18 protein-coding genes are annotated in these 17,751 nt (G+C 73.4%); 14 read left to right on the plus strand and 4 right to left on the minus strand.

From position 1 onward, the window contains the following. Positions 1-174 precede the first annotated feature (174 nt). Positions 175-1,455 (plus strand): citrate synthase, encoded by a 1,281-nt coding sequence (locus ACO06A_RS12935; RefSeq protein ID WP_421732637.1) that lies wholly within the window; start codon positions 175-177, stop codon positions 1,453-1,455. Between the two features lie 61 nt (positions 1,456-1,516). Here ACO06A_RS12935 and ACO06A_RS12940 read toward each other — a convergent pair whose 3' ends face one another. Continuing rightward, on the minus strand, positions 1,517-2,401 hold the full coding sequence (locus ACO06A_RS12940; protein WP_421732638.1) for a hypothetical protein: 885 nt from the start codon (positions 2,399-2,401) through the stop codon (positions 1,517-1,519). Beyond that, positions 2,398-3,345, minus strand: coding sequence for a 2,3,4,5-tetrahydropyridine-2,6-dicarboxylate N-succinyltransferase (dapD, locus tag ACO06A_RS12945; RefSeq protein ID WP_421732639.1), 948 nt, complete (start codon positions 3,343-3,345; stop codon positions 2,398-2,400). Before dapD ends, ACO06A_RS12940 begins: the two co-directional genes overlap by 4 nt. Positions 3,346-3,389: 44 nt before the next feature. On the opposite strand from dapD, the gene dapE reads away from it, so the two are divergent. From dapE to ACO06A_RS12975, 6 genes are all read left to right on the plus strand, one after another. After that, the gene (gene dapE / locus ACO06A_RS12950) at positions 3,390-4,475 is read left to right on the plus strand and encodes a succinyl-diaminopimelate desuccinylase (protein WP_421732640.1); all 1,086 of its coding nucleotides are present in this window, start codon (positions 3,390-3,392) and stop codon (positions 4,473-4,475) included. 56 nt (positions 4,476-4,531) lie between these two features. Beyond that, positions 4,532-5,353: a TIGR00730 family Rossman fold protein gene (locus tag ACO06A_RS12955; protein WP_421732641.1), complete on the plus strand. Its 822-nt coding sequence runs from the start codon at positions 4,532-4,534 to the stop codon at positions 5,351-5,353. Further along, a complete protein-coding gene (folP, locus tag ACO06A_RS12960; RefSeq protein WP_421732642.1) occupies positions 5,350-6,249 on the plus strand; it encodes a dihydropteroate synthase in 900 nt (299 codons plus the stop codon). The genes ACO06A_RS12955 and folP overlap by 4 nt, the downstream gene beginning before the upstream one ends. After that, positions 6,246-7,505, plus strand: coding sequence for a hypothetical protein (locus tag ACO06A_RS12965; RefSeq protein ID WP_421732643.1), 1,260 nt, complete (start codon positions 6,246-6,248; stop codon positions 7,503-7,505). Before folP ends, ACO06A_RS12965 begins: the two co-directional genes overlap by 4 nt. A 190-nt stretch (positions 7,506-7,695) precedes the next feature. After that, on the plus strand, positions 7,696-7,863 hold the full coding sequence (locus ACO06A_RS12970) for a DUF3117 domain-containing protein (RefSeq protein ID WP_013772033.1): 168 nt from the start codon (positions 7,696-7,698) through the stop codon (positions 7,861-7,863). 2 nt (positions 7,864-7,865) lie between these two features. Continuing rightward, positions 7,866-9,458, plus strand: coding sequence for a leucyl aminopeptidase family protein (locus ACO06A_RS12975; protein ID WP_421732644.1), 1,593 nt, complete (start codon positions 7,866-7,868; stop codon positions 9,456-9,458). A gap of 51 nt (positions 9,459-9,509) precedes the next feature. On the opposite strand, the gene ACO06A_RS12980 is transcribed toward ACO06A_RS12975, so the two are convergent. Continuing rightward, positions 9,510-10,382 (minus strand): alpha/beta hydrolase family protein, encoded by an 873-nt coding sequence (locus ACO06A_RS12980; RefSeq protein WP_421732645.1) that lies wholly within the window; start codon positions 10,380-10,382, stop codon positions 9,510-9,512. A 178-nt stretch (positions 10,383-10,560) separates the two neighbouring features. Here ACO06A_RS12980 and ACO06A_RS12985 point away from each other — a divergent pair, with 178 nt between their 5' ends. Next, positions 10,561-11,739, plus strand: coding sequence for an epoxide hydrolase family protein (locus ACO06A_RS12985; protein ID WP_421732646.1), 1,179 nt, complete (start codon positions 10,561-10,563; stop codon positions 11,737-11,739). Here the strand turns inward: ACO06A_RS12985 and ACO06A_RS12990 are convergent. Beyond that, positions 11,729-12,361 (minus strand): O-methyltransferase, encoded by a 633-nt coding sequence (locus tag ACO06A_RS12990; protein ID WP_421736060.1) that lies wholly within the window; start codon positions 12,359-12,361, stop codon positions 11,729-11,731. The two genes, ACO06A_RS12985 and ACO06A_RS12990, sit on opposite strands and share 11 nt — an antisense overlap. A gap of 198 nt (positions 12,362-12,559) precedes the next feature. Here ACO06A_RS12990 and sigE point away from each other — a divergent pair, with 198 nt between their 5' ends. The 6 genes from sigE to ACO06A_RS13020 all read left to right on the plus strand — a co-directional run bounded on the left by sigE (position 12,560) and on the right by ACO06A_RS13020 (position 17,744). After that, positions 12,560-13,138: an RNA polymerase sigma factor SigE gene (gene sigE, locus ACO06A_RS12995; protein ID WP_421736061.1), complete on the plus strand. Its 579-nt coding sequence runs from the start codon at positions 12,560-12,562 to the stop codon at positions 13,136-13,138. Continuing rightward, on the plus strand, positions 13,135-14,118 hold the full coding sequence (locus tag ACO06A_RS13000; protein WP_421732647.1) for a zf-HC2 domain-containing protein: 984 nt from the start codon (positions 13,135-13,137) through the stop codon (positions 14,116-14,118). The genes sigE and ACO06A_RS13000 overlap by 4 nt, the downstream gene beginning before the upstream one ends. Continuing rightward, positions 14,115-15,617 carry a S1C family serine protease gene (locus ACO06A_RS13005; protein ID WP_421732648.1) on the plus strand — a complete coding sequence of 501 codons (1,503 nt, stop codon included), beginning with the start codon at positions 14,115-14,117 and terminating at the stop codon, positions 15,615-15,617. The genes ACO06A_RS13000 and ACO06A_RS13005 overlap by 4 nt, the downstream gene beginning before the upstream one ends. A 37-nt stretch (positions 15,618-15,654) precedes the next feature. Next, on the plus strand, positions 15,655-16,056 hold the full coding sequence (locus ACO06A_RS13010) for a twin-arginine translocase TatA/TatE family subunit (RefSeq protein ID WP_421732649.1): 402 nt from the start codon (positions 15,655-15,657) through the stop codon (positions 16,054-16,056). A gap of 78 nt (positions 16,057-16,134) precedes the next feature. After that, entirely contained in the window at positions 16,135-17,175 is a 1,041-nt protein-coding gene (trpS, locus tag ACO06A_RS13015) for a tryptophan--tRNA ligase (protein ID WP_421732650.1), read from the plus strand. Further along, on the plus strand, positions 17,172-17,744 hold the full coding sequence (locus tag ACO06A_RS13020; protein ID WP_421732651.1) for a 2'-5' RNA ligase family protein: 573 nt from the start codon (positions 17,172-17,174) through the stop codon (positions 17,742-17,744). The genes trpS and ACO06A_RS13020 overlap by 4 nt, the downstream gene beginning before the upstream one ends. Positions 17,745-17,751 lie beyond the last annotated feature (7 nt).

Below are 17,751 nucleotides of genomic sequence, written 5' to 3' on the forward strand. Positions count from 1 at the left end.
AGGATTGGTCACGCCCGGCCCAGCGCGGGTACCGTCGATCCACGCCAACGAGGGCGCGCACGCGCACGCCCATCAGGACGTCGTCGCCGATGACCGGACGCGCGGGGGCAACCCCCGCCTGGACGGACGTCGCAGGAGAGGAACACCATGTCGGACGTCGTCACCGCGGTTCACATGCCCGTCCAGCTGATCGTCGACGGGCAGTCGAAGGACCTGCCGATCGTGACCGCGTCCGAGGGCAACGACGGCATCGTCGTCTCCTCGCTGCTGCGTGACACGGGCCTGGTCACCGTGGACCCGGGGTTCATGAACACCGCGTCGTGCGAGTCGAAGATCACCTACATCGACGGCGACGAGGGCATCCTGCGCTACCGCGGATACCCCATCGAGCAGCTGGCCGAGCACTCCACGTTCCTCGAGGTCGCCTACCTCCTGATCCACGGCGCGCTGCCGACCCCCGTGGAGCTCGACGCGTTCGAGGAGCGGGTCAACCGCCACACGCTGGTGCACGAGGACTTCCGCACGTTCATGGGGACGTTCCCGCGGCACGCGCACCCGATGGCCGTGATGTCGTCGGCCATCAACGCGCTGTCCACGTTCTACCCGGAGTCGCTGGACCCGTTCGACCCCGAGACGGTCGAGCTGGCCACCGTGCTGATCCTGGCCAAGACGCGGACCATCACGTCCTACGTGCACCGTGCGTCCAAGGGCGAGCCGCTGCTGTACCCCGACTACTCCCGCGGGTACGTCGAGGACTTCCTGCGCATGACGTTCGCGGTGCCGTACCAGCAGTACGAGGCGGACCCGGTGGTCGTCTCCGCGCTCGACCAGCTGCTCATCCTGCACGCGGACCACGAGCAGAACTGCTCGACGTCGACCGTGCGCATCGTCGGCTCCAGCCAGGCCAACCTGTACGCGTCCGTCGCGGCCGGCATCAACGCGCTGTCCGGTCCGCTGCACGGCGGGGCCAACGAGGCCGTGCTGAAGATGCTCACCGAGATCCAGGCGAACGGCGGCGACGCCACCGACTTCATGAAGCGCGTGAAGGACAAGGAGCCCGGGGTGCGCCTCATGGGCTTCGGGCACCGGGTCTACAAGAACTACGACCCCCGCGCCGCGATCGTGAAGAAGAGCGCCGACTCCGTGCTCGAGGCCCTCGGCCACAACGACGAGCTCCTCGACCTCGCGCGCGGGCTCGAGGAGATCGCCCTCTCGGACGACTACTTCATCTCGCGCAAGCTGTACCCGAACGTCGACTTCTACACGGGCCTCATCTACAAGGCGATGGGCTTCTCCGAGGAGATGTTCACCCCGCTGTTCGCGCTCGGCCGGATGCCCGGCTGGATCGCCCAGTGGCGCGAGATGATGACCGACCCGCAGACGAAGATCGGCCGTCCCCGGCAGATCTACACGGGCGCAACAGCTCGCGACTACGTGGGGCCGGACGCCCGCTGACTGTCCGGCTGGTCGGCGGCCGCGTCAGGCGAGCTCGCGACCACGTGGGGCCCGACGCCCGCTAGCTCGCCACGGTGAGGCGGACGCTGCCCGGGGCAAGCGGCTCACCGGTCGCCCAGGTCCCGCCCGTGCGGTCCCAGGTGCGGTCGGCGACCGCCACGGACGTCAGCTGGAGCGGCTGGGCCACGGACACCGCCCACTGCGCGACCGCCCAGTCCAGCCGTACGCGGTCGGCGTCGGTGCCCAGCGCGGTGGTGTTGACGACGAGCACCCCCGTGGCGTCCGCGACGACGGGGAGCGGACCGAGATCGCGCTGGAGACGCGCGACGACCGCGTCCGCCGAGGCGATCGCCGGGTCGGGGTCGTGCAGGTCGCAGGTCACGGCGGCCGGGGACCAGCCCGTCAGGGCCGACGCCCACGCCCGCGACCGCGTCTCGTGCTGGGCGTACGCGTCGGGGAAGCCGGACCGCTGCACGGCCTGGGCGGCCTCGGTGACCGGCAGGTTCTCGTACCCCTCGATGGTCACGAGCCCGTCGTAGAACCGTCCGGTCGCGTACACGGGGTCCTGGACCTGCTCGGGCGTGCCCCACCCCTGCGACGGTCGCTGCTGGAACAGGCCGAGGCTGTCGCGGTCGCCGTGGGTGACGTTGACCAGCTTGGACTCCTGGAGGGCGGTGGCCAGGGCGATCGTCACGGCACGGGCGGGCAGTCCGCGCTGGACGCCGGTCGCCGCGATCAGGGCAGCGTTCTGGGCCTGGTCCGGGCTGAGCGCCCACGCCGTGCCGTCCAGGCGGGCGACGCACCGCTCGGCCGCCGGCGGCCCGGGGTGCGTCCGGTTGAGCGTGACGACCACGGCGACGATGCCGGCGAGCAGCACGGCGACGGCTGCGGCGACCGTGACGCCCGCCCGGCGCGCCCGGCGTCGGCGCCGACGTCGTGCGCTCACTCGTTGGCGTGCAGCGTGGCGTTCAGCTGCACGCCCGACCCGGCGCGGGCGACGGCCTCGACGCCGCCGGTCAGGGAGTTGCGGCGGAACAGCACGCCGTCGCGCCCGGCCAGGTCGCGGGCCTTGACGACGCGGGGCGAGTCCTCGAAGCCGACGAGCGACACCTTGGTACCGGCGGTGACGTAGAGCCCGGCCTCGACGACGCAGTCGTCGCCGAGCGGGATGCCGATGCCGGCGTTGGCGCCGAGCAGGGTGCGCGAGCCGATGGAGACGACCTCGCGCCCGCCGCCGGACAGGGTGCCCATGATCGAGGCGCCGCCGCCGATGTCCGAGCCGTCCCCGACGACGACGCCCGCGGAGACGCGACCCTCGATCATCGACGTGCCCAGCGTGCCGGCGTTGAAGTTGACGAAGCCCTCGTGCATGACGGTGGTGCCGGCGGCCAGGTGCGCGCCGAGGCGGACCCGGTCGGCGTCGGCGATCCGCACGCCCGACGGCAGCACGTAGTCCACCATCCGCGGGAACTTGTCGACGCTGAGCACGGTGACCGGCACGCCGGTGGCCGCCCGGATGCGGCCGCGCGTCTCCTCGAACCCGTCGACCGCGCACGGGCCGCGATCGGTCCAGACCACGTTGGGCAGCACGCCGAACAGCCCCTCGAGGTTCTGGCCGTGCGGCGGGACCAGGCGGTGCGAGAGCAGGTGCAGGCGCAGGTAGGCGTCGGCCGTGTCCACCAGGGGGGCGTCGAGGTCGCAGACCGTGCGGACCACCTCGACGCGCACGCCACGGGCCTCGTCGACGCGCTCCGCGGCGGTGAGCCCGGCTGGTGCGGTGGCGTCGTCGTCGGGCGCACCCAGGGCCGGCGAGGGGTACCAGACGTCCAGCGTCGTGCCGTCGTCGGTCACCGTGGCCAGGCCGAAGCCCCAGGCCGTCCGTGCAGTCATGGCGACAACCCTAGGTCAACGCGACGGCGGGCTAGGGTCGCGACGTGGCCACCCTCGACCTCGGTACCGATCTCCTGTCCCTCACGCGCGCCCTGTGCGACCTGCCGTCGGTGAGCGGTGACGAGCGCGCGATCGCCGACGCCGTCCAGGACGCGCTCACCGGGTACGCCCACCTGGAGGTGCTGCGCGACGGCGACGCGGTCGTCGCGCGCACGCACACCGGCCGCCCGTCGCGCGTCGTCATCGCGGGGCACCTCGACACCGTGCCCATCGCCGACAACCTGCCGACGCGGCTGATCGGCGAGGGTGCGCTGGCCGAGCTGTGGGGTCGTGGGACGGTCGACATGAAGGCCGGCGTGGCCGTGCAGCTGGCCCTCGCGGCCGAGCTCACGGAGCCGACGCACGACGTCACGTGGGTGTTCTACGACCACGAGGAGGTCGCCGCCGACCTCAACGGCCTCGGGCGGCTGGTGCGCAACCACCCCGACTGGGTGGCGGGCGACTTCGCGGTCCTGTGCGAGCCGACGAACGGCGGGCTCGAGGGCGGGTGCAACGGGACGCTGCGTGCCGAGGTCCGGCTGGCCGGCGTCGCGGCGCACTCGGCGCGCGCGTGGATGGGCCGCAACGCCATCCACGCCGCCGGTGAGGTGCTGCGGCGGCTGGAGGCGTACACGCCCGCGGAGGTCGAGGTGGACGGGCTCGTGTACCGGGAGAGCCTCAACGCGGTGCTCATCTCCGGGGGCACGGCGGCGAACGTCATCCCCGACGCGTGCGTCGTCACGGTGAACTACCGGTTCGCGCCCTCGGCCTCGGTCGAGCAGGCCACGGAGCACGTGCGCGAGCTCTTCGACGGCTTCGACGTCGTGCTCACGGACGCCGCACCGGGCGCGCGGCCCGGCCTGGACGACCCGGCGGCGCAGGACTTCGCGCGGGCCGTGCTCGGCGTGACGGGCGGCGTGCCTGCGGCGAAGTACGGCTGGACGGACGTCGCCCGGTTCTCCGAGCTGGGGGTGCCCGCCGTGAACTTCGGCCCCGGTGACCCGCTGCTCGCGCACAAGGACGACGAGCACTGCCCGGTCGGTCAGATCACGCTCGCGCACGCGGCGCTGCGGACGTGGCTGACCTCCTGAGGTGAACGTTGGGTGACTCGTCCGCCGCGGGCCTCCGGCCGACCTAGAGTCGGCCCATGAGCGACGACGGTGTGTCCGCGCCCGGCCACGGCTACCGGAAGGGTCCGGTGCTGCTGCGCGGCGAGCAGATCCCGAAGACCACCTCCGACCAGCGCCTGCTGAGCGGCGCCGGGAGCGCCGACTGGGTGCACGGGGACCCGTGGCGCGTGATGCGGATCCAGAGCGAGTTCGTCGAGGGGTTCGGCGCGCTGGCCGAGGTGGGCCCCGCCGTGAGCGTCTTCGGGTCGGCGCGGGTGCCCGTGGACCACCCCGACTACGCGCTCGGCATGGAGGTCGCGCGGCTGCTGGTGGAGTCGGGCTACGCGGTGATCACCGGCGGCGGTCCCGGGATCATGGAGGCCGCCAACCGCGGCGCGCTCGAGGCGGGCGGGCTGTCCGTCGGGCTCGGCATCGAGCTGCCGTTCGAGCAGGGCATGAACAAGTACGTCGAGCTCGGCGTGAACTTCCGGTACTTCTTCGCGCGCAAGACGATGTTCGTGAAGTACTCCGAGGGCTTCGTGGTGATGCCCGGCGGGTTCGGCACGTTCGACGAGCTCTTCGAGGCCATGACCCTGGTGCAGACCCACAAGGTGATCAGCTTCCCGATCGTGCTCGTCGGCCGCGACTACTGGCAGGGCCTGCTCGACTGGGTGGGCAGCACCGTCCTGGACCGCGGCATGATCTCGGCCGCCGACCTCCAGCTGCTGCAGGTCGTCGACACCGCCGAGGAGGCCGTGAAGATCGTGCTGGAACGTGGGGCGGAGCTCCGGGCGGCCGAGGAGGCGGCGGCCACGGCGAACGCCCGCGCGGAGCAGGCGGCCCAGGACTCGGGCCGGTGACGACGCCCCCGGTCGGTGCCGTATTGCGCCTGCGGGGGCGCGAGGTCGGGGCCGGCCGGCCGGTGGTCATGGCGGTGGTCAACCGGACGCCCGACTCGTTCTACGCCCCGGCGCGGCACGACGACGCGAGCGCCGACGCGGCCGTCGCGCGGGCGGCCGACGAGGGCGCAGACATCGTCGACCTCGGCGGGGTGCGGGCCGGACGCGGCCCGCGGGTGGAGGTCGACGAGGAGGTCGCGCGGGTGATCCCGCTGGTCAGGAGGGTGCGCGCGCGTCACCCCGACCTGCTCGTGAGCGTGGACACCTGGCGCGCGGAGGTGGCGCGCGCGGCCGCCGACGAGGGCGCCGACCTGGTCAACGACACGTGGGCGGGCCACGACCCGGCGCTCATGGAGGTCGCGGCCGAGCGCGGCCTGGGGATCGTCTGCTCGCACACCGGCGGCGCCCGCCCGCGCACCGACCCGTTCCGGGTGGAGTACCCGGGTCCGGTACCGCTCGACGGCGTGCTCGACGACGTCGTCCGCACGGTGTCGGCGGCGGCGCAGCGGGCCGTCTCGCTCGGCATCGACCCCGCGAGCGTGCTGGTGGACCCGACGCACGACTTCGGCAAGAACACGTGGCACTCCCTGCACCTCGTCCGGCGCACCGAGGCTCTGGTCGCGCTCGGCTTCCCCGTCCTCATGGCCCTGTCGCGCAAGGACTTCGTGGGGGAGACCCTCGACCTGCCCCCGGAGGAGCGGCTGGAGGGCACGCTCGCCGCCACCGCGGTCGCCGCGTGGCTCGGTGCCCGGGTGTTCCGGGCGCACGACGTGCGCGCGACCCGGCGCACCCTCGATATGGTCGCGTCCATCCGCGGGGACCGACCCCCCGCACGGGCGGTCAGGGGGCTGGCGTGAGCGAGGTGCGGGAGGTCGACGAGCCGACGTCGGAGCCGACGACCGCCGGTCCGTGGGCCTGGGCGGTGAGTCGGCCCTGGTGGGTCCAGGTGCTCGCCGTGTACGCGGCGGCGCGGCTGGTCACCACGGTGGCGTTCCTCTGGGTGGCGAGCGTCCAGGAGCAGAACCCGTGGACCGCGGAGCACCCGGGCTACTTCCCGTACGTCGGGTTCATGTTCGACGGCTCCTGGTACCGCACGGTCGCGGAGACCGGGTACCCGGCGGAGCTGCCGCGCGATGAGAACGGCCTGGTCCAGCAGAACGCCTGGGCCTTCTTCCCGCTCTTCCCGATGCTCGCGCGCGGGCTCATGCAGCTGACGGGCGGCTCGTGGGAGGTCGTCGCGCCCCTGCTGGCAGTGGTGCTCGGCGCCGGGGCGGTCCTGGCGATCCACCAGACCGTCGTCCGGGGTGCACCGCGCGCCGTCGCCGCCCGTCCCGGGCTCCCGCTCGCGTCGGTCGCCCTGGTCAGCGTGTTCCCCACGGCGGCCGTGCTGCAGGTCGCGTACACCGAGGCGCTCGCCCTGCTGCTCATCGCGAGCGCGTTGCTGCTGCTGATCCGCCGCGACTACGGGTGGATGGCGCTCGTCGTCGTGGCGCTGGGGTTCACGCGGGCGGTCGCGCTACCGATGGCCGTCGTCGTCGTCGTGCACGCCGCGGTGCGCTGGTGGTCCGCGCGGCGGGGGACGGACACGTGGACCTGGCGCACGGGCGTGGGGCTGGGGTCGCTGACGGTCCTGGCGGCCGCGTCAGGCTTCCTGTGGCCGGCCATCTGCGGGTGGGCCACCGGGGTGCCGGACGGGTACCTCCAGACCCAGGAGTCCTGGCGGGGCGTCCGCGAGGTCGCTCCGTTCGGCGGCTGGTTCTACGTGCCGCAGTTCTGGTTCGGCTCGCGCGCCCTGCTCGTGGTGACCCTCAGCTTCGCGCTGGTGGTCGCGGTGCTCGTCGTGCCCGCCGCGTGGCGCCTGGGCAACGAGCTGCACGCGTGGGCGGCCGCCTACATCGTCTACATCGCCGCGGTCGTGGAGCCCGGCAGCAGCCTGGCGCGGTTCCTCCTGCTGGCGTTCCCGCTCGCGGCCGTCACCGCCGGGGTCGTCACGCGACCGCCGGCGGCCCGCCGATGGTGGTTCGGCGCGGTCGTCGTCCTGATGCTCGCGCTCCAGGTGCTGTGGGTCCGGCAGATGTGGCACGCCAACCCGGTGGCCGACTGGCCGCCGTGACCGTCCGGCGGTGCGCGTCCGCACCCGGACGTTCGTCCGATCGGTGGCCTGACCGGCATCGGGACAGGTGAGGGGCCTCGGGTGAACTAGGATGGACCGCGGACAACCGGAAGACGAGGCCGACGTGGGGTGCGTGAAAACGCCCCCACGAGCCACGCACCGGACGCACGAGCTGAAGGAGAGGCCCCGCATGGCCGCGATGAAGCCGAGGACCGGTGACGGCCCGCTCGAGGTCACGAAGGAGGGGCGCGGCATCGTGATGCGCGTGCCGCTCGAGGGCGGTGGACGGCTGGTGGTCGAGCTCAACGCGACCGAGGCCGCGGAGCTGGGTGAGGCCCTGACGTCCGTCGTCAGCTGACGATGGCCCGAGCCAGCGCACGCTCCTCGATCGGTCGCACGCCCCCGGCGGTGACCGTCGACGGCGGCAGCATCGCGACGACGACGCTGCTGTCCGACGGCTCGACCGACGCGGTCGCGGTGCCTGTGGCCCCGGCGCGGGCCGGCGACGACGCGCTGCGCCCGCTCCAGGGGACCGCCGAGGCCGCTGCGCGCTACGGGGTCGACCTGGCCGAGATCGGTGAACGCGCACGACTGACCGGTGCGGCGGGGGAGATCTACGTCCTCCAGCTGCCCCGGCCGGTCGGCTCGTCGGTGACGCTGCCCTGGTCGGGCCTCCCGCCGCGGCTCGTGCTGGTGGGCGTCGGCTCGGGTCGTCCCGCCGACCTGCGCCGCGCCGGTGCCGCGCTCGCACGGTCGACGCGCGGCCTGCGCCGGGTCGTCACGACGCTCGGCGCCGAGGCGGCCCAGGACGACTCCACCGCGGCCACGGCGGCGCGCGCCGTCGCGGAGGGCTACCTGCTCGCCGCCTACGTCCCGCCGACGGCGGCCACGTCGGACTCCCCGGCGCGGGACGCCGCGGAGCTCGTGCTGCTCGGACGCGACGGCATGCGGCCCGCCGCCGCGGTCGCGGAAGGCCGCACCGCCGCGACCGCCACCTGGTTGGTCCGCGATCTGGCGACCACCCCGTCCAGCACCAAGACGCCCGCGTGGCTGGCGGACCAGGCCAAGCGCCTGGCGACGAAGGCCGGCCTCGAGGTCACGGTCCGCAGCCCGCGCGAGCTCGCCGCGGAAGGCTTCGGCGGCATCCTGGCCGTCGGTGCCGGGTCGGCGTCGTCGCCCCGGCTGGTCACCGTCTCGTACACGCCCACGAACGCCGGCGGCAAGCACGTCGTCGTCGTCGGCAAGGGGATCACGTTCGACACGGGTGGCATCTCGATCAAGCCGCGCGAGGGCATGGTCCCCATGAAGACCGACATGACCGGTGCCGCCGTCGCGCTCGCCACCGTGCTCGGTGCGGCAGCCGCGGGGGTCGCCCACCGGGTCACCGCGGTGCTGCCGCTCGCCGAGAACCACTTCGGTGGAGCCTCGTACCGCCCCGGCGACGTCCTGACGATGTGGGGCGGCACCACCGTCGAGATCGCCAACACCGACGCCGAGGGCCGTCTGGTCCTCGCCGACGCGCTGGCCTGGGCGGACGCCACGCTCGACCCCGACGTGCTCATCGACGTCGCCACGCTCACCGGCGCCGCGACCCTGGGCCTCGGCAAGCAGCACGCCGCGCTCTACTCCGCCGACGACGACCTGGTCTCCTCGCTCCTCGCGGCGGCCGACGCCTCGGGCGAGCTGGCCTGGCACATGCCGCTGGTGGAGGAGTACGAGGAGGCCGTGCACTCCGAGGTCGCCGACCTGCGGCACGTGCCGATCGACAAGCACATCGGCGGCGGGTCGATCACCGCGGCGCTGTTCCTGCGGCACTTCGTGGGCGCGCGCACCTGGGCACACCTCGACATCGCCGGGCCCGCCCGATCGACCTCCGACAAGCACGAGGTCACCGAGGGTGCCACCGGATTCGGTGCGCGACTCCTGCTGCGGTACCTCGACGACCTGCGCTGACGTGCCCCGCCCCGTGACGGGGTCTCGTCACGGGACGGGGCGCTCGCCCGGTCAGAACGGGCAGCTGGTGCTCACCGCGGAGAACACCGTGCCCGACGGTGCGGGGCAGAGGAACTGCGTGTAGCGGGTGTCGTTGTCGACGAACCGCTTGAGCCACGAGATCGAGGACGAGGCGATCGCCGTGTTCGCGGTGTTCGGTGCGAAGTGGCTCGCCCCGCGCAGCTCGAGGTACGTGCGCGGCGTCGCGGACGGGAGCGTCTGGTAGAACGGCCGCGCGTGCGTGGCGACGGGCGCGATCGTGTCGCTCTCCGCGCCGATCACGAGGGTCGGCGTCGTGACCTCGGGCCAGGTCTTGTCGGTGTTCCAGGGCGTCAGCGGGATCGCCGCCTTGAGCGACGGGCGGTCCTTGACGGCCTCGAGCGTGCCCCCGCCGCCCATCGAGTGGCCCGCGACAGCCACCCGGCCGGCGTCGACGCGGGCGGCGACCGTGCTCCGCCCGGTCAGGTAGTCGACGGCGGCGAGCAGCTGGTCCCCACGGGAGGCGGGCTGGTCGTAGACCGTCGTGGTGTCGATGGTGAACACCACGAAGCCCTGGGACGCGAGGCGCGGGCCGAGCCACGCGATGCTCGACTGCCGGGCGGTGTAGCCGGGCGCGACGACGACGGCGCCGAACGTGCCCTGGGACTGGTCGGTGGGGTAGTAGATGGTGCCGCCGCCGAACCCGGACACGAGGTACCGGGAGACCGACGTCTGCGCGACGGCGAACGGTCCGCGGGCGGCCTCGATGCTGGTCCTGGTGGGATCCGGGCCCCGCTGGTAGGGGTTGTCCGCGGCGACGGCGGGAGCCGCGATGCTGCCGGCGACGAGCGTGGTGGTCAGGAGTGCGGTGGCGACGGCTCGGCGCCACGAGCTCAGAGATGTCACGACGGTGTGTCCTCTCTCGGATGGAGCCCGCGGACGTGACGTGACCCGCAGGCGGTTCACCTACAAACCGACCGGTCGGTTTTGCCACGCTAGCATCTCCTTCCGGGTCGTGTCATCGACCAGATGTTGCTCATGTCACACGCCATAGCACTGCGGATCGTCGCCCTAGGCTGGCCGCATGTCGGACGTGCCGCCCCGCCCCGAGCCGTTCACCCTGCGCACCGACCCCGCCGCACTGGCGGACCTGCACTCCCGCCTGCGCGCGACGCGCTGGCCGGATGCGCCGGAGGATGCGGGCTGGTCGCTCGGGACGGACGTCGCCTCCCTGCGAGAGCTCGTCGCGTACTGGGCGGACGGGTTCGACTGGCCGGCGCAGGAGGCGGAGCTCGCGCGGCTGCCGCACTTCCGGGTGTCGCTCGGCGGGCTGGGGATCCACTACGTGCACGCCCGAGCGGCCGCGCCGGCGGGGCCCGTGCTGCCGCTGGTCCTCAGCCACGGCTGGCCGGACTCGTTCTGGCGGTACAGCCAGGTGATCCCGCTGCTCACCGACCCGGGCGCGCACGGCGGGGACCCCGCGGACGCGTTCGACGTGGTGGTCCCGGACATGCCGGGCTACGGGTACTCCGACCGCCCGACCGGTCAGGCGCTCGACACCGTCGCCGTAGCGGGCCTGTGGGCCCAGCTGATGACGGTCCTCGGCTACGAGCGCTTCGGCGCGGCGGGCGGGGACATCGGCAGCGGGGTCAGCCGGTTCCTCGCGCTCGACCACCCCGACCGCGTCGTCGCCGTCCACCGCACCGACGGCGGCCTCCCGGTGTTCACGGGCGACCCGGAGACCCTCACCCCCGAGGAGCGCGACTTCCTCGCGGGTGCCGCCGCGTGGGGTGGGTCGGAGGGCGCGTACGCCGCGATGCACCGCACCAAGCCACAGACGGCCGCCGTCGGGCTCACCGACTCACCCGCGGGCCTCGCGGCATGGATCGTCGAGAAGCTCCGGTCCTGGAGCGACCGGTCGCTCATTCCCGACGAGATGCTCACGAACCTGACGATCTACTGGCTCACCGGCACCATCGGCTCGTCGATGCGGATGTACCACGCCAACTCCGCGATCCCGCCCGCGCAGCACGCCCGCCGGGTCGAGGTGCCCTCGGGCTCTCCCTGTTCCCCGGCGACCTCGTCCGGCCGCCGCGGGCGTGGCTGGACCGCACGGCGAACGTCGTCCGGGTCACCGAGCCGCCGCGTGGCGGGCACTTCGCGCCGATCGAGGAGCCCGAGCTGTACGCCCAGGAGCTCCGCGACTTCTTCCGGCCGTACCGCGTCAGCGCCTGACCGCGACCAGCACCGCGTCAGCGCTTGACCGCGACCAGCAGGCCGTCGCCCGTCGGAAGGAGTGCGGGGAGCAGGCGGTCGTCCGAGCGGACGATGCGGCCGACCTCGCGGATGGTCGTCGTGGTCTCGTCGCGACGTGCGGGATCGGCCACGTGGTCGTGCCAGAGCGCGTTGTCGACCGCGAGCACGCCGCCGGGCCGGAGCAGCCGCACGGCCTGCTCGACGTAGCCCGGGTAGTTCTCCTTGTCGGCGTCGACGAACACCAGGTCGTAGCCGCCGTCGGTGAGCCGCGGCACCACGTCGAGCGCGCGACCGGAGATGGTGCGCGTCCGGGTGGGCTTCACGCGCTCCTCGGCGAACGCCTCCTTGGCGGCACGCTGGTGCTCGACCTCGAGGTCGATGGTGGTGAGCACGCCGTCCGCGGGCATGCCGCGCAGCAGGTACAGGGAGCCGACGCCGGCACCGGTACCGATCTCGACCACGGCGCGGGCTGCGACGGCGGCGGCCAGCACGCTCAGGACCGCGCCGGACCCGGGCAGGACCGGTGTGCACCCCAGCTGCGCAGCGCGCTCACGGGCGCGCAGCACGATGTCATCCTCCTGCAGGAACTCCTCGCAGTAGACCCAGCTCTGGGCCTTGTCGGTGGAGATGGCTGCCTCCTGGGCGGATGACGGGGCGGTGCAACGGTCGTCGGCCAGCGTAGTCGCGCCCTGTCCGCCGACGCGGGAGGCGGTGGCCTCCGCTACCAGCGGAACTTCTCGCCCGGTGTGGGCGTTCCTAGCGTTCGAGGCTCACAGTTCCACCTGGGACACTGGAGCACGATGGCACGCACCGAGGAGACCGACCCCATGAGCACCCAGCCCGCCGCCTGGCAGGCACCGTCATGGGAGGAGATCGTCCGCGACCACTCCGCGCGGGTGTACCGGCTGGCGTACCGCCTCACGGGCAACAAGCACGACGCCGAGGACCTCACGCAGGAGACGTTCGTCCGCGTGTTCCGCTCGCTGCACTCCTACACGCCCGGCACGTTCGAGGGCTGGCTGCACCGCATCACCACCAACCTCTTCCTCGACCAGGCCCGCCGCAAGCAGCGCATCCGCATGGACGCCATGGGCGAGGACGCCGAGCGCTACGCCTCCGGCGACCAGCTGAGCGCCCCCGAGCGCGCGTTCGAGCACGGCAACCTCGACCTCGACATCCAGCGGGCGCTCGACCAGCTGCCCCCGGAGTACCGCGCGGCCGTCGTCCTCTGCGACATCGAGGGCCTGTCCTACGAGGAGATCGCGGTCACGCTCGGCATCAAGCTGGGCACCGTCCGCTCGCGCATCCACCGCGCCCGCGCGCGGCTGCGCGTCTCTCTCGAGCACCGCGCCCCGAGCTCGTTCTCCGACTCTGCCGATGCCTCACCGCTGACGGTCCTCGGATGAGCCACCTCGGGTCGCGGATCAGCGCGCTGGTCGACGGGCAGCTCTCGGTGGCGGAGACCGAGAAGGCCCTCGCGCACGTCGCCGTCTGCCCCGAGTGCTCCGCGGAGCTCGCCGCGTCGCGCGCGGCCCGCCGCGCCCTGGCCTCCGCCGACGAGGTCGCACCGGCCCCGGATCTGACGGCGCGGCTCCTGTCCCTCGGCTGCGGCACGGAGCCGATCGCGTCCGACCTGTTCGCGCCGCCGGTGCGGCAGTCCCGCGACGAGCTCGCGTCCTACGGCGTCGCCAGCGGCGGCCTGGGTGCGCGGGGCTGGCGTGCGGGCAGCTCCCTGCGGGGCGACGTCGGCCACCGGCGGTCCTCGGTCCGGATCGCGGCGGGCTCGATGGCGGGCCTCGGCGCGGTCGCGGCGATGCTCTTCGTGCTGGGCGAGCGTCCCGACGTGGTGCCCACCGTGCACCCCGGGGTGGACCTCGGACTGCTCGGCCAGGCGATCACCGCGGACCCGTCCGCGTCGGCGGGCGAGATCAGCTCGTCGACGGTGCCGGTCGCGGGCAGCACCGGGGAGACGGTCACGTGGCTCCGCGAGCACGCCTGGTCGTTCCCCGCCGAGCTGCCCACCGGCTGGTCGGTGACCACGGTGCGCTGGTCGGGTGACGACTCCCGGGTGCTCGAGGTCGACGTGCTGGGACCGGACGGTGCCTCGCTGGTCGTGACCGAGCAGCAGGGCCGGCTCGACGCGACCGCGCTCGCCGGTGCACCGACCGCGGAGGTGGGCGGCCGTGAGGTCTACGTGCTGTCGTTCGAGCCGTGGCACGTCGTGTGGCAGGCGGACGGGACGGTCGTCCAGGTGGTCGGCTCGCAGCAGACGGACTCTGCCGCGACACTTGTGGGAGCCTTTCCGGGCGGCGCCTTCGATGACGGCGTGCCCGCGCGCATCACGCGCGGCTGGGCCACGGTGACAGGAGCGCTCGAACGTCCATGACGACCCCCGACGACGTGCAGCCCGTCCCGGTGCCCGCCGGAGAGATACCGCCGAGCCCGTTCGCGTCGCCGTCGGGACGCCGCACGCTGCCCCCCACACCGGAGGTGCCCCCGACGCCGGCCCCCGACGCGCCGGCCGTGGCTGAGGCTGCGCCGACGCGCGTCGCCGAGCCGGTCCGGCCTCCCGGGACCCACTGGTCCGTCCCGCACGGCTCGATGCCGACCGCGGCGCCGGCCTCTCCGTTCGCGCCGCCGAACCCGCACGGACCTGCCGTCCACCAGCCCGCCCCAGAGTCGTGGGAAGGCGTGCCGTACGTGGCGACGGACGTCCCGCAGGACCCCGCGCCAGGTCCGAGCGGCGTGCCGCACACCGTCGTCCTGCACCGCAAGCGCCGCCGAACGCTCTCGGCCGCGTGGCTGGTCCCCCTGCTCGTGCTCGCACTGGCGGCGGGCGCGATCGGCGGCGTCGTCGGCGCGCGGCTGAGCGAGGACGACCACCTGGCCGACGCCGGACTGCCCCTGGCCGCCGCGGGCTCCAACACCATCGTGCGCGCACCCGAGTCGGTGGCGGGGATCGCCGCCGGGGTGCTGCCCAGCGTGGTGTCCATCCAGGTCGACGGCCCCGAGGGCAGTGCCACCGGGTCGGGGTTCGTGCTGCGCGGCGACGGCTACCTGGTGACCAACAACCACGTGGTCGCGCAGGCCGACGACGCGGCCACGACCATCACGGTGACGTTCGGCGACGGCAGCGAGCAGGAGGCGTCGATCGTCGGGCGCACCTCCGACTACGACCTCGCGGTGCTCAAGGTGGACGTGCAGGGCCTGACCCCGCTGCTGCTGGGCAACTCCGACGAGGTGGTGGTCGGCGACGCCGTCGTGGCCGTCGGCGCGCCGCTCGGGCTGGCCGGCACCGTCACCACGGGGATCGTCAGCGCGCTCAACCGGCCGGTCTCGGCCGGCGAGTCGGAGGACCCGGACGACCAGGCGTTCATCAACGCGATCCAGACCGACGCCGCGATCAACCCCGGCAACTCCGGCGGACCGCTGGTGAACGCGGCCGGCGAGGTCATCGGGATCAACTCGGCGATCGCCCAGCCGCCGGGGTCCACGTCGCTCGTCGGGGGGAGCATCGGGCTCGGGTTCGCCATCCCCTCGAACCAGGTGCGCCGCACGTCCGACCAGCTCATCGAGACGGGTCACGCGACGTACCCGATCATCGGCGTGCTGCTCGACCAGCGGTACACCGGTGAGGGCGTGCAGGTCTCGTCGAGCGCGCAGGAGGACCGGCAGCCGGTCACCGCCGACGGTCCCGCGGAGCGCGCCGGCATCCACCCGGGCGACGTCATCCTGGCGATCGACGGGCGCCCCGTGACCGACCCGGACGAGCTGATCGTGGCCATCCGCGCGCGCACCCCGGGAGACACGATCGTGCTCCACGTGCGCAGCGGCTCCAGCGAGCGCGACGTGCGCGTGAAGCTGGACGAGTCACCCACGGACTGACCCCTGGGGGCTCAGCGCGCGGGGGTACTCTGACCCGGTGTTCGGGATCAACGGCGGTGAGCTGCTGGTGCTGCTCGTCGTCGCCGCGCTGGTCATCGGCCCCGAGCGGCTCCCCGGCTATGCCGAGCAGCTCGGGCAGTGGGTACGCCGCGGCCGCCAGCTCGTGCGGGACGCCAAGGCGCGCGTGGACGAGGAGCTGGGCGAGGAGGTCGGGGACGTCGACTGGGCGGCCCTGGACCCGCGCAAGTACGACCCCCGCCGGATCGTGCGCGACGCGCTCCTGGAGGACGACCCGCCGGTCCGCCGTGTGAGCACCCCGGCCACCCGTCCCGTGACGGGCGCCGCAGCCGCGCGCGCGGCCACGGGAGGTGCCGCCGCGGCCTCCGCGGCCTCCGCACCGACGCCGGCCCCGACGCCGTACGACGACGAGGCCACCTGACGCCCGTTCCCGATCACGCCCCCTCCTCCGGGACGGCACCCGGCACGACGGGTCCTCCCGCCCTGACAGAATGGTCCGATGGTCTTGGCGCCGCAGCAGTCGCGCATCTTCTCCGGGATGCAGCCCACCTCCGACTCCCTCCAGCTGGGCAACTACCTGGGCGCGCTGACCCAGTGGGTCGCCCTCCAGGAGGAGCACGACGCCATCTACTGCGTCGTCGACCTGCACGCGCTCACGGTGAGCCCCGACCCCTCCGTCCTGCGCGACCGCACGCGTCGCACCGCGGCGCAGTACCTGGCGGCCGGCGTCGACCCCGCGCGCTCGATCCTGTTCGTGCAGTCTCAGGTGCCCGAGCACGCCGAGCTGGCCTGGTTGCTGTCGTGCCACACGGCGTTCGGCGAGGCCAACCGGATGACGCAGTTCAAGGACAAGTCCGGCAAGCACGGGACCGAGGGCACCACCGTCGGGCTGTTCACGTACCCGGTGCTCATGGCGGCGGACATCCTGCTCTACGACACCAACCTCGTCCCCGTCGGTGAGGACCAGCGCCAGCACCTCGAGCTCACGCGGGACCTCGCGCAGCGCCTGAACGCGCGGTTCGGGCCGGACACGGTCGTCGTGCCGGAGCCGCACATCGTCAAGGCCACCGCCAAGATCTACGACCTCCAGGACCCGACGGCCAAGATGAGCAAGTCGGCCGAGAGCCCGAACGGCCTCATCGAGCTCCTGGACGACCCGAAGGTCGTCGCCAAGCGGATCAGGTCGGCGGTCACGGACGCGGAGCGTGAGATCCGCTTCGACCCCGAGAACAAGCCCGGCGTCTCCAACCTGCTCACCATCTACTCGGCGCTGACCGGCCGGGAGATCCCGGTGCTCGAGGCCGACTACGCGGGCAAGGGCTACGGAGACCTCAAGGTGGACCTGGCCGCCGTGGTGGTCGACTTCCTCACCCCGTTCCAGGCGCGCGTGCACGGGTACCTGTCCGACCCGGCGACGCTCGACGACGTCCTGTCCGACGGGGCGGACCGGGCGAGCGAGCTGGCCGCCGGCACGCTCGAGCGGCTGTACGACCGCAGCGGCCTGCTGCCGCGTCGTGCGCGCACCCGGGTGGGCGCGTGAGGCTGCCCGAACGGTCCGGCGACCAGGTCCGGATCGGCGTCGCCATCACGGTGCCCGAGCCCTACGGCTCGGTGCTCCAGGCCGCCCGCGCGCGGTTCGGCGACCCGTGGGCCGAGTTCATCCCGCCGCACATCACCCTGCTCGGGCCGACGGTCATCGAGCACCACGAGATCCTGCCCGTCGACGAGCACCTGGCGACGATCGCCCAGCACCACGCGCCGTTCGTCATCCGGCTGCGGGGCACCGCCACGTTCCGGCCCGTGTCGCCCGTCGTCTTCGTCCAGGTGACCGAGGGTGCGGGTGGCTGCGAGGCGCTGGAGCGCAGCGTGCGGTCGGGGGTGCTCACGCAGGAGCTCCGGTTCCGCTACCACCCGCACGTGACCGTCGCGCACGAGGTGCCCGACGAGCAGCTGGACGCCGCGTTCGGGGGGATGGCGGACTTCGACGCCTCGTTCGTCGTCGACAGCTTCCACAGCTATGCCCACGGCGACGACGGCGTGTGGCGGCCCGCGCGTGACTTCAGCCTCACCGGTTCTCCCGCAGATGCCGGGGTCATCACCGCGACCTAGGGTCGGG

The organism is Cellulomonas sp. (assembly GCF_965229465.1).
In the GTDB taxonomy this organism is placed as follows: domain Bacteria; phylum Actinomycetota; class Actinomycetes; order Actinomycetales; family Cellulomonadaceae; genus Cellulomonas.